General features: G+C 62.1%; 9 protein-coding genes. 3 read left to right on the top strand and 6 right to left on the bottom strand.

All coding sequences use genetic code 11. From position 1 onward, the window contains the following. Positions 1-88 precede the first annotated feature (88 nt). From metK to WMO46_RS09195, 3 genes are all read left to right on the top strand, one after another. Entirely contained in the window at positions 89-1,393 is a 1,305-nt protein-coding gene (gene metK / locus WMO46_RS09205; RefSeq protein ID WP_278964470.1) for a methionine adenosyltransferase, read from the top strand. 174 nt (positions 1,394-1,567) lie between these two features. Continuing rightward, positions 1,568-3,052 (top strand): Do family serine endopeptidase, encoded by a 1,485-nt coding sequence (locus WMO46_RS09200; protein ID WP_129651642.1) that lies wholly within the window; start codon positions 1,568-1,570, stop codon positions 3,050-3,052. A gap of 55 nt (positions 3,053-3,107) precedes the next feature. Then, positions 3,108-3,968 (top strand): sigma-70 family RNA polymerase sigma factor, encoded by an 861-nt coding sequence (locus WMO46_RS09195; RefSeq protein WP_010266169.1) that lies wholly within the window; start codon positions 3,108-3,110, stop codon positions 3,966-3,968. Positions 3,969-4,038: 70 nt separating this feature from the next. Here the strand turns inward: WMO46_RS09195 and ung are convergent, their stop codons facing one another. From ung to WMO46_RS09165, 6 genes are all read right to left on the bottom strand, one after another. Then, entirely contained in the window at positions 4,039-4,701 is a 663-nt protein-coding gene (gene ung, locus WMO46_RS09190; protein ID WP_019151184.1) for a uracil-DNA glycosylase, read from the bottom strand. A 38-nt stretch (positions 4,702-4,739) separates the two neighbouring features. Next, positions 4,740-5,489, bottom strand: coding sequence for a tRNA (guanosine(46)-N7)-methyltransferase TrmB (trmB, locus tag WMO46_RS09185; RefSeq protein WP_196018181.1), 750 nt, complete (start codon positions 5,487-5,489; stop codon positions 4,740-4,742). 9 nt (positions 5,490-5,498) lie between these two features. After that, positions 5,499-5,942, bottom strand: a complete 444-nt coding sequence (locus WMO46_RS09180) for a hypothetical protein (protein WP_278964465.1) — start codon at positions 5,940-5,942, stop codon at positions 5,499-5,501. Positions 5,943-5,946: 4 nt separating this feature from the next. Next, on the bottom strand, positions 5,947-7,434 hold the full coding sequence (locus WMO46_RS09175) for a PSP1 domain-containing protein (RefSeq protein WP_278964462.1): 1,488 nt from the start codon (positions 7,432-7,434) through the stop codon (positions 5,947-5,949). Between the two features lie 121 nt (positions 7,435-7,555). Further along, on the bottom strand, positions 7,556-8,917 hold the full coding sequence (locus WMO46_RS09170) for an MATE family efflux transporter (protein ID WP_129651646.1): 1,362 nt from the start codon (positions 8,915-8,917) through the stop codon (positions 7,556-7,558). A gap of 181 nt (positions 8,918-9,098) precedes the next feature. Beyond that, complete coding sequence (locus WMO46_RS09165) at positions 9,099-11,552, bottom strand: ATP-dependent Clp protease ATP-binding subunit (RefSeq protein WP_129651647.1); 2,454 nt, start codon at positions 11,550-11,552, stop codon at positions 9,099-9,101. Positions 11,553-11,589 lie beyond the last annotated feature (37 nt).

The raw sequence follows: 11,589 nt of genomic DNA, 5'->3' as shown, positions 1-11,589 counted from the left end.
TAAAAAATCGCTAAAACAGCACGTTTTTTATTCCCAAGCAGCCAATTTTTCCCATTTTATACGTTTAACCATTAAAAAATGTATGAAAATGGGCTTTTTATTTACATCGGAGTCGGTGTCCGAAGGGCACCCCGATAAGGTCTCGGACCAGATTTCCGACGCAATCCTCGACGAATTCCTGCGCCGCGACGCCAACTCGAAAGTCGCCTGCGAAACGCTCTGCACCACGGGCCTCGTGGTCGTGGCCGGCGAAGTGCGTTCGGACGCCTATGTCGATGTGCAGGGCGTGGCGCGCCGCGTGATCGAGCGCATCGGCTACACCAAGAGCGAATACCAGTTCGACTGCAATTCGTGCGGCATTCTGTCGGCCATCCACGAACAGTCGTCGGACATCAATCAGGGCGTCGTCCGCGAGGCCGAGGAGGAGCAGGGCGCCGGCGATCAGGGCATCATGTTCGGTTATGCCTGCAACGAGACCCGCGAGATGATGCCTGCGACGCTGATCCTCTCGCACGTGATTCTGAAAGAGCTGGCCGTCATCCGCCGCGAAGGCAAGGTGATGACCTACCTGCGCCCCGACTCGAAGTCGCAGGTGACGATGGAGTACGACGAGACGACGAACAAGCCGCTGCGCGTGCATACGATCGTGGTTTCGACGCAGCACGACGAGTTCATCCTCCCGGGCGAGGGCCGCTCGGAGAAGGAGGCGGAGCGGCAGATGCAGGAGAAGATCCGCGAGGACGTGCGCACGATCCTGATCCCGCGCGTCAAGGCGCGTCTGGAGCGTGCCGGAGACCAGCTCGCGGAGCTGATCGGCGACGACTACATCCTGCACGTGAATCCCACGGGCAAGTTCGTGATCGGAGGCCCCCACGGGGATACGGGCCTCACGGGCCGCAAGATCATCGTCGATACCTACGGCGGGCGCGGCGCGCACGGCGGCGGCGCCTTCTCGGGCAAGGACTCTTCGAAGGTGGACCGTTCGGCGGCCTATGCCGCGCGGCACATCGCCAAGAACCTCGTGGCGGCGGGCGTCGCCGACCAGATTCTGGTGGAGCTGTCGTATGCCATCGGCATCGCCGAGCCGCTGTCGATCTATGTCGATACCTACAATTCGCCCCGTCCCGAGGCGTTGAAGGGCATGACCGACGGGGAGATCGCCCGCCGCATCGGCAAACTCTTCGACCTGCGCCCCGCGGCCATCGTGAAGCGCTTCGGACTGAAAAATCCGATCTTCGAGGCCACGGCCTCCTACGGACATTTCGGCAACCGGCCCTACACCCGGACCGAGAAAGTCTGGGAGAACGGCGCGGAGATCGAGCGCGAGATCGAGTTCTTCGGCTGGGAGAAACTCGACGCCGTGGAGCAGATCCGGAAGGAATTCGGACTTTGACGGACGAATGTGTTGAAAAATCGGGATGTCCGGCGCGGATGTCCCGATTTTTGTGTGAAAATGACATACTAACCGGGCGTTATTGTGCGTTTGTCCTACGAATTTGAAATCTAAACGTACGGCTTATGCAATGAAGTTGCCTCCGATTAATAGAACTTAACACTTTAATTCATTATGAAAAAGGCATTTTTGATTTTAGGAATAGTCGCCGTGTCGGCCGCAGCCGGCGGACTTACGGCGTGGACCGTTGCGGGCGACCGCAGTGATTCGGTACGATATGTCGAGCGCGAGGTGGAACGCACTCCCGCGCTGGGCGCACAGTTCACCTCCTACCAGGCCGATCAGTATCCCGACCTGACCTATGCCGCCGAGAATGCGGTGAAAGCCGTCGTGAACATCGAGGCTATCCAGCAGGTCGAGATGCCCCAGCGCCGGGGCGGTTACGACCCGTTCCTGGAGTTCTTCGGCATTCCGCAGGACTACGGCCGCGGCGACGGGCGTCCGCAGTACCGCGAACAGCGCGCGGGCGGTTCGGGCGTCATTATTTCGGGGGACGGCTACATCGTCACGAACAACCACGTGGTGGACGGCGCCTCGAAACTCAAGGTGAAGCTCAACGACGGCCGTTCGTTCGATGCCAAACTCATCGGCAAGGACTCGGCGACGGACCTCGCCCTGCTGAAGATCGAGGCCGAGGGGCTCCCGACGCTGGCTTTCGGATCGTCCGACGCCCTGCGTCTGGGCGAGTGGGTGTTGGCGATCGGTTCGCCGTTCGACCTGCAATCGACCATCACGGCCGGTATCGTGAGCGCCAAGGCGCGTCAGCTGGGCGTCATTCCCAATGACTTCCGCATCGAGGCGTTCATCCAGACCGACGCGGCGGTGAACCCCGGCAACTCGGGCGGTGCGCTGGTCAACACGCACGGCGAGCTGGTGGGCATCAACACGCTCATCAAGTCGCAGACGGGCAGCTATGTGGGCTATTCGTTCGCCATTCCCGAGTCGATCGTCAAGAAGGTCGTGATGGACCTCAAGGAGTTCGGCGTCGTGCAGCGCGCGCTGCTGGGCATCCAGTTCCGCGTCGTGGATCAGGACTTCCTCGACGAGGAGGGCAAGGAGCTCGGCATCAAGGAGCTCGGCGGGGCCTACGTGGCCGGTGTGATCGAGGGCGGTTCGGCCTCGGAGGCCGGAATCCGCAAGGGCGACATCATTCTCGACATCGACGGCGTGAAAGTCACCGATCCCTCGACGCTCCAGGAGCAGGTCGCCAAGCGCCGGCCCAACGATACGGTGAAATTGTCGGTAAAAAGAGACGGCAAGGTGAAACAATTTGACGTTACTTTGCGTAATAAGGCAGGTAAAACGGAATTGGTTACCAAGGAGGATGTCGATGTGGTCGAGGCCCTCGGAGGTAAGTTCGCCGATGCGGGCGCCAAACTGTGCCGCGAGCTCGACATCAAGGGCGGCGTACAGGTGGTCGGCATCAAGGCCGACGGAATTCTGGCCCGCGCCCGTGTCAAGCAGGGATTTGTAATTACTCACATCAACGACCGTCCGGTCTATTCGCTCAACGACATGCAGCGGATGACGGAGAAGGTCACGGCGATCGACGGCGTCTATCCCAACGGACGCTCGGCAAGCTATACGCTGGTGGAGTAGGTACGCGGACCCGGGCGGGTTGTGCAGAGAGATAATTTTTTAGGTAGTTAGAGATATGCGTCAATTAAAGATCACAAAGTCCATCACCAACCGCGAAAGCGCCTCGCTGGACAAGTACTTGCAGGAAATCGGCAAGGAGGAGCTCATCACGGTCGAGGAGGAGGTGGAACTCGCCCAGCGAATCAAGAAAGGAGACCAGGAAGCGCTCGAAAAGCTCACCAAAGCCAACCTGCGCTTCGTGGTGTCCGTGGCCAAACAATACCAGAATCAGGGACTGAGCCTCCCGGACCTGATCAACGAGGGCAACCTCGGACTGATCAAGGCCGCCGAGAAGTTCGACGAAACCCGCGGTTTCAAGTTCATCTCCTACGCCGTGTGGTGGATTCGCCAGTCGATCCTTCAGGCGTTGGCCGAGCAGTCGCGCATCGTGCGCCTGCCGCTGAACCAGGTGGGGTCGCTGAACAAGATCAACAAGGCGTTCGCCCGCTTCGAACAGGAGCACGAGCGCACGCCGTCGCCCGAGGAGCTGGCCACGGAGCTGGAACTCCCGAAGGAGAAGGTCACCGACACGCTGCGTGTCGCCGGCCGCCACGTTTCGGTGGACGCTCCGTTCGCCGACGGCGAGGACAATTCGCTGCTCGACGTGCTGGTGAATCCCGATTCGCCCAACGCCGACCGCGGGCTGATCAACGAGTCGTTATCGACGGAGGTGGACCGTGCGCTGGAGACCCTGACGGAGCGTGAGCGCGACATCATCAAGTATTTCTTCGGCATCGGCACCTCGGAGATGACCCTCGAGGAGATCGGCGAGAAGTTCGACCTGACGCGTGAGCGTGTGCGTCAGATCAAGGAGAAGGCCATCCGCCGCCTCCGCCACTCGTCGCGGTCGAAGCTGCTGAAATCCTATCTGGGATAGGGAGTCCCGCAGTCCGTAAAAAATCCCGGCCTCGCTCATTGCGAGGCCGGGATTTTTGTGTTCCGGGAGGTTACCACACGATCGGCTCCTTGCCCACGGAGCGGAGGTATTCGTTGGCGCGCGAGAAGTGGCGGCAGCCGAAGAATCCCCGGTAGACCGACAACGGCGAGGGGTGCACGGCCTTGAGGATCAGGTTCTGTCCGGGATCGGCGATGGCGCCTTTCCGCTGGGCGTAGCTGCCCCAGAGCATGTAGACGATGTGCTGTTTGCGTTCGGCGATGGCGCGGACCACGGCGTCGGTGAAGGTCTCCCAGCCGTGCCCGGCATGCGAGGCCGCCTCGTGGGCGCGGACCGTCAGCACGGCGTTGAGCAGCAGCACCCCCTGCTCGGCCCAGCGGTCGAGGTTGCCCGTCGGGGGGATGGGCGTGCCGGTGTCGTCGGCGACCTCCTTGAAGATGTTTTGCAGCGAGGGCGGGAAGGGAACGCCGTCGGCGACCGAGAAACAGAGTCCGTTGGCCTGTCCGGGACCGTGATAGGGGTCCTGGCCGATGACGACCACTTTCAGCTTTTCGAACGGGCATTTGTCGAAGGCCCGGAAAATGTTGCTGCCGCGGGGAAAGATGCGCCGCGAGGCGTACTCCTGCCGTACGAACTCCGTAAGGGCGGCGAAATAGGGTTTCTCGAATTCGGGGGCGAGGATCTCTTTCCAGTCGGGTGCGATCTTTACATCCATGATATTTCGGAATATGAGTTGTTTTCGTTTGCGCAGGATTACCGGAGTTGCCGTTCGGCTTCGCTGTCCTTCTCCGTTTCGTCGTCTCCCTCCCAGTCGAACCACGGGAAGTCGCGGCGGTCGCCGAGCGAGAAACGGGTGTAGGTGATCGGAAGCCCCATGCCGAGGAACCGCTCCTCGTAGGCGGTCTTGATCGAGAGCACCTCGTCGGCGCGGCCCGTGCCGTAGATGTCCGGTTCGGAGACCTCGCAGGGAAGCCCGAAGCGGCGGATCACCTCGGCGGTGTAGGCGTAGAGGTGTTTGGAGTCGGTTTTGAGGTTGATGGCTCCGCCCGCCTGGAGCAGTCCGGCGTAGTAGGCCAGATAGACGGGCGAGGTGAGCCGCTTGCGGGCCCGGCGCGTTTTGAGCTGCGGATCGGGGAAGGTGATCCAGATCTCGGCGACCTCGCCTTCGGCGAACAGCGCGTTGATGAACTCGATGCGGGTGCGCAGGAAGCCCACGTTGGGCATCTTGCGGTCGGTGGCGGTGCGGGCGCCCCGCCACATGCGGGCCCCCTTGATGTCGATGCCGATGTAGTTGCGCATCGGGTCGCGTTCGGCCAGCGCCACGGTGTATTCGCCCTTGCCGCACCCCAGTTCCAGCACGATGGGGTTGTCGTTGCGGAAGAAGTCGCGGCGCCAGTTCCCTTTCAGCGGGTGGTCGCGGCGGAACACCTCGTCGAATTCGGGTTGTACGAAACATTCGAAACCGAGGTTCTCGCGGAACCTCCGGAGCTTGTCTTTGCCCATATTGCGTATCTATTCGCTCTTTGTCAGGTTAATGCCCACGGCTTCGACCCCGCGGACGGGGCGTGTCGGCGTGAGGATGCAGCGGTAGTCGCCCTGCTGCGCGAACCGCATGTGGATGCGGTAGGGGACGACTATTTCGCGCATCAGCGGTGTCGGGCGGCTCTCTCCGCGGGGGATGACCAGCCGGAAAGGCTCCTCGAAGCGGAGCGAATCGGGCGTCACGGTGGCGATGCGGAGCGTCAGCGTATCTTCGGCGAAGCGGTCGTTGCAGCGCAGAAACACCTTCGCGTCGCGCAGGGTCACGGTGTCGGCATTCGGCAGGAGGATTTCGGTGCCCAGCTCCCAGCGGAACGGATCGACATCCGTGGCCGCCGACTGGTGGGGCGAAACGCACCCTCCGGCCAGCAGTGCGGCCGTCGCGGCCGCGGCGATATGCCGTGCCGAAGCCCTCACGCGCCTATTGGTTTTGGGGCGATCCGCCGTTGTTGCCGCCGTTGCCGCCGTTGCCGCCGTTCCCGCCGTTGCCGCCGTTCCCGCCGTTGTTCCCGTTATTGCCGCCTCCGTTGCCTCCGCTGCCGCGGCGGCGCCGGTTGTTGCGGTTCCGGTTGCCGTTGTTCTCGCGGGGAGCGTTGCCGCCGCCCTCGGAATTGTTGTTGCGCGGCCGTTCGCCGCCGTTGTTCGGACGCTGCTGACGCCGCTGTTCGGGGCGTCCCTGCTGACCTTCGCGGGGCGTGCGGGCCTCTCCCGAAGCCTCCCGGCGTTCGTTTCCGCCGCCGTTCTGCTGCGGACGGTCGCCGCCGCGGCCCTTGTTGTTGCGGCCTCCGCGCTTGTTGCGGCGCTTGGCCTGGTCGAAACGGGTGATACTGTCCTCCTCGGAACGGTAGGTCGGCTCCTCGACCGTCGGGCGGATGTCGTCGGCGTGTTGCAGCTGCTCGACCTTCTTGCCCTGACGGTTCAGCGCCAGAATCTCCCGCACGCGCGATATGGGCAGCGTGACGACGTTGGCCATCGTGTCTTTCGACGACGAGAAGGTCATCGTGCCGGCCAGCACGTCGCTCTTGACGAGGAACCACTCCCCTTCGACGGCCTGCAACGGCTCGCGCAGCCGCGGGAACTCCTTGCGGGCATCGACGTAGGTGTCGTATTCGTACATCATGCAGCATTTGAGCTTCGAGCACTGCCCGGCCAGCTTCTGGGGATTGAGCGAGATGTCCTGCACGCGCGCGGCGCCCGTGGTGACGCTCGAAAAGCTCGACATCCACGACGCGCAGCACAGTTCGCGGCCGCAGGCGCCCAGTCCGCCGATGCGTCCGGCTTCCTGGCGGGCGCCGATCTGCTTCATCTCGATGCGGATGTGGAACCGCTCGGCGAAGACCTTGATCAGCTCGCGGAAATCGACGCGCTCGTCGGCGATGTAGTAGAAGATGGCCTTGATCTTGTCGCCCTGATACTCCACGTCGCCGATTTTCATGTTCAGTCCCATGTCGGCGGCGATCTGGCGCGAGGCGATCATCGTTTCGTGCTCCAGGGCGATGGCCTCCTGCCACTTTTCGATGTCGTAGGGCTTGGCCTTGCGGTAGATCTTGCGGTATTCGCCGTTGAAGGGGTTGAAGCCCGTGCGGCGCATCTGCCGCGCCACGAGGTCGCCCGTGAGCGACACGATGCCGATGTCGTGGCCCGGCGATGCCTCGACGGCCACGATGTCGCCCCGTTTGAGGGGCAGCTTGTTGACATTCTGGTAGAACGAGCGGCGGGTGTTCTTGAAGCGCACCTCGACGATGTCGGTCGGCACGTTGACCGGATACTCGTCGAGCCAGGGGGTTTCGTGGAGCTTGAAGCAGCCGTCGCAGAGCCTGGCCTCGCTCTCCGAGCCGCAGTCGCAGAAGGCGCATCCGCGGCCCACTTCGGGTTTGCAGGCGCCTGTATGTTGTTTTTCGCTATCCATTGACGGGTATAATTTGCGTAAAGATACGAATAATCAATTAAAAGTTAAAAATTAAAAATTAAAAATCGAGAGGATTGCCATTCGAAATATCCCCGAAGATGCCCGCCCCGATTTTTAATTCTTAATTGCCGCTTGCATACAAGCGGCGAATGCTGCGGCGGATGCGCAGGATCATCATCACGGCGGCGGCCGAGAGTCCGAACGAGAAGCCCAGGAAGAGCCCCGAAGGGCCCATGCCCATCGTGAAGCCGAAGAGGTAGCCCACCGGGAGGTTCAGCAGCCAGTACGACACGAAGGCGATCGGCATGATGATCTTCACGTCCTGAATACCCCGCAGAATGCCCACCGAGACGTTCTGGATGCCGTCCGAAAGCTGGTACAGCGCGGCGAAGACCATCAGCTGCGAGGCGATGGCGATCACCTCGGCGTTGGTGGTGAAGAGCGTCGGGATGACGTTGCGCATCGTGATGAAGACGATGGCCGCGAAGGCGTTCCACGCCAGCACGAGGTGGTACGACGCCTTGGCCGCCAGCGACAGTTCGCCGATGTTGCGTGCTCCGTAGCAGTGCGACACGCGGATGGTGGTGGCCGCGCCGATCGACATGACGATCATAAAGGCGCAGTTGCCGATGGTCGTGGCGATCTGGTTGGCGCTCATGGTCTCCTTGTCGAACCACCCCATCATGATCCCCGTGCCGACGAAGGCCGAGGCTTCGAGGAACATTTGCAGCGAGATCGGAAGCCCCATGTGCAGCAGCCGTTTGACCGTGGCCCACGAGTAGTTGCGGGGCGAGAATCCGTCGAGGTAAGCGCGGTATTTGTGGCGGCTGTAAAAGTAGCCGATCATCCCGATCGGGGCGATGATGCGCGACAGCAGCGTGCCGAGGCCCGCGCCTTCGGCGCCCATCTCGGGGAATCCGTAGCGGCCGTAGATGAAGACCCAGTTGAAGCCGATGTTGGCCAGGTTGGCGACGATCGTGACCGCCATTTCGACTTTCGTGTTGCCCACGCCTTCGAGGAACTGTTTGAAGGTGAAGAACAGCATGATGAAAGGCATGCTGTAAACCAGCATCTTGTAGTAGGGGATGGCCATATCGACCACTTCGGCGGGCTGGCCGAGATGGTAGAGCAGCGGGATGGCGGCATACTGCACGACGGCCATCGTCAGGCCGAGCAGTCCGTAGAAGAGGATGCCGTTTTGCAGCAGGCCCGCCGATTTCTCGCGGTCGCCCTGGGCGTAGAGTTCGCCCACGAGGGGCGTCATGCCGAGTGCGATGCCGACGGCGGCGATGAAGAGGATGAAGAAGACCGCGCCGCCGAACGACACGGCAGCCAGCGGCGTGGGGTCGTCTCCGCCGTAGCGGCCGACCATAAGGTTGTCGGCGAACTGCGTCAGGATCTGGCCCAGTTGCGTGAGCACCACGGGCAGCGCCAGCCGCAGGTTGGCCTTGTATTGGTCTTTGTATGTTGCGAATTTGTACATAGGTGCGCAAAGGTACGAATTTTGGCGCGAAATACAGCGCCGCTCCCTGCCGGGGCGGCAAAAATCGCCGGGAATGCCGTCCGGAACGATGCTTTTGCTGCGGCCAAAGAGAGCCGCAGAAAAATCCCCGCAGGATGCAGAACGGCATCCCGCGGGGATTTCGGTAAGAGGTGCGCCGGGCTTACGCCACGCGCAGCTTCACGCCGTGGGCCTTGTCCGACTCCACGACCACGGTGTCGCCCTCGTGGAGTTTGCCGTCGATGATCAGCGACGAAAGCGGTTCTTCGACGTTGTCCATCAGCGTCCGTTTCAGCGAGCGGACTCCGTAGCGCGATTCGTAGCCCATGGCCGCCAGGCGGCGTTTGGCCCCTTCAGTGATCTTCACCTTGTAGCCCAGCTTCTTCGTGCGGTTGAGCAATCCCTGCAACTCCAGCTCGATGATCCGTTCCACGTCGGCGATTTCCAGCGTGCGGAACAGGATGATGTCGTCGATGCGGTTCAGGAACTCCGGGGCGAAGGTCTGCTCCAGCGCCTTGCGGTATTCGCTCTGGGGCGTCCGGTCGGCCACGGCGCTCTTCGAAGTGGTGCTGTAACCCACATGCACCGATTTCTGGATCACGGCTCGCGAACCCACGTTCGAGGTCATGATGATGATCGTGTTGCGGAAATCGACCCTGCGTCCCGAGCCGTCGGTGAGGTGCCCCTCGTCGAAGATCTGCAACATGGTGTTGAAGACCTCGGGATGGGCCTTTTCGATCTCGTCGAAGAGCACCACGGCGTAGGGCTGACGACGCACGGCCTCCGTTAACTGGCCTCCTTCGCCGTAACCGACGTATCCGGGGGGCGAGCCGATCAGGCGCGCCACGTTGTGTTTCTCGCTGTATTCGCTCATGTCGATCCGGATCAGTCCGCGGTGTTCGTCGAACAGCCATTTCGACACCTCCTTGGCCAGCAGCGTCTTGCCTACGCCCGTGGGACCCACGAAGAGGAAGACCCCGATGGGGCGGTTCTCGTCTTTCAGACCCGCGCGGGAGCGCCGGATCGTGCGCGAGATCTTCTCCACGGCCTCCTGCTGCCCCACCACGCGCCGGGCGAGGTGGTCGCGCAGGGTTTGCAGACGGGCCATTTCGCCGCTCGAAACCCGCTCGGCCGGGATGCCCGTCATCGCCGTGATGACCTGCTGGATGTGCTCCGCGGTGATCTCCACGGGGTTGTTTTCCAGCGAGCGTTTCCATTCGGCGCTGGTTTCGCCCAGCTTCGAGCGCAGCGCGATTTCGCGCATGCGGGCCGAGGCGGCCTTTTCGTAGACCAGCGCTTCGATCGCTTCGCGGCGTTCGCGCTTGGCTTCGCAGAGTGCCGTCTTCATGGCTTGCAGCTCCTCGGGTTCGCGCGCCGATTGCAGGTGGGCCCGCGATCCGGCCTCGTCCATGACATCGATGGCCTTGTCGGGGAAGTAGCGGTCGGTGATGTAGCGTCCGGTGAGGTTCACGCAGGCTTGCAACGCCTCCTCGGTGTAGTGCACCTTGTGGTAGCGCTCGTAGTGGGGGGCGATGTTGCGCAGGATCTGGAGCGTCTGCTCGGGCGTTGTGGGCTCGATCACCACCTTCTGGAAACGGCGTTCCAGCGCCGAGTCGCTTTCGATGTTCTCGCGGTACTCGTCGAGCGTCGTCGCGCCGATGGTTTGCAGTTCACCGCGCGCCAGGGCCGGTTTGAGGATGTTGGCCGTGTCGAGGCTGCCTTGCGTGGAGCCCGCGCCGACGATGGTGTGGATCTCGTCGATGAAGATGATCGTATCCTTGGCCTTGCGCAGTTCGTCGATCAGCTGCTGCATGCGCTCCTCGAACTCGCCGCGGAACTTCGTGCCCGCCACGAGCGACGAGACATCGAGCGAGAAGAGCGTCTTGTCGGCGATGGTGTAGGGCACCTCGCCGCGCGCCATGCGCAGCGCCAGCCCCTCGACGATGGCGCTTTTGCCCACGCCGGCTTCGCCGATCAGGATCGGGTTGTTCTTCTTGCGGCGCGAAAGGATCTGCACCACGCGCTCGATCTCCTGCTCGCGGCCCACGACCGGGTCGATCTTGCCCTCGCGGGCCAGCCGCGTGAGGTTCACACCGAATTTGTCCAGCAGGTGTTCCGACTCCTTTCCGGCGGATTTGTTCTCCTCGCCGAAGTCGAGCATGTGGACCTGTATTTCGGAGCGGAAGTCGTCGCCCACGGAGAACTTTTGCAGCTCTTCGGCGACGATCTCCGGCGTCACATGGTACATTTCCAGCACGCGCGACGTGGCGGTCGTGCGGTCCTTGATGACGGCCAGCAGCGCGTGGGCGGTCGAGACGCTCCGGACAGCCCCCGATGTGGCGAGCAGCTCCTCGGTGAAATCCCGGAAGAAGGTCTCCGGCGAGAGGGACTCCTGCGGTTTGACGGTGATTATCTCGCGTTCGATGCGCAGGCGTACCTGGTAGAGCTCCCAGTCCTTGAGACGGGAGGACAAGAGTTGATAGGCGAGGGAGCCCTCTTCGCGGAGCAGTTCCAGCGTGAGGAAGTCTTTGAACGAGTGCGTCATTCCTGCCTTCGTTGTGTTGAATGCCGAACGGGCGATGATGCCTTCCAGCGTTTTTGAGATTTTCGGTTGCATGTTGCGTCGTCGTTAGTGAATTCGCTATACTAACGGC

The sequence above is a fragment of the Alistipes intestinihominis genome (assembly GCF_040095975.1).
Classification (GTDB): Bacteria; Bacteroidota; Bacteroidia; order Bacteroidales; family Rikenellaceae; genus Alistipes; species Alistipes senegalensis.
This window is presented reverse-complemented; position numbering and strand designations above follow the sequence as displayed.

What these genes read in the sequence shown, in the direction of transcription:
- WMO46_RS09170 (WP_129651646.1), bottom strand. Translation starts at nt 8,917, where the DNA reads ATGTACAAATTCGCAACATACAAAGACCAATACAAGGCCAACCTGCGG.
- metK (WP_278964470.1), top strand. Translation starts at nt 89, where the DNA reads ATGGGCTTTTTATTTACATCGGAGTCGGTGTCCGAAGGGCACCCCGAT.
- WMO46_RS09195 (WP_010266169.1), top strand. Translation starts at nt 3,108, where the DNA reads ATGCGTCAATTAAAGATCACAAAGTCCATCACCAACCGCGAAAGCGCC.
- WMO46_RS09200 (WP_129651642.1), top strand. Translation starts at nt 1,568, where the DNA reads ATGAAAAAGGCATTTTTGATTTTAGGAATAGTCGCCGTGTCGGCCGCA.
- WMO46_RS09175 (WP_278964462.1), bottom strand. Translation starts at nt 7,434, where the DNA reads ATGGATAGCGAAAAACAACATACAGGCGCCTGCAAACCCGAAGTGGGC.
- ung (WP_019151184.1), bottom strand. Translation starts at nt 4,701, where the DNA reads ATGGATGTAAAGATCGCACCCGACTGGAAAGAGATCCTCGCCCCCGAA.
- WMO46_RS09165 (WP_129651647.1), bottom strand. Translation starts at nt 11,552, where the DNA reads ATGCAACCGAAAATCTCAAAAACGCTGGAAGGCATCATCGCCCGTTCG.
- trmB (WP_196018181.1), bottom strand. Translation starts at nt 5,489, where the DNA reads ATGGGCAAAGACAAGCTCCGGAGGTTCCGCGAGAACCTCGGTTTCGAA.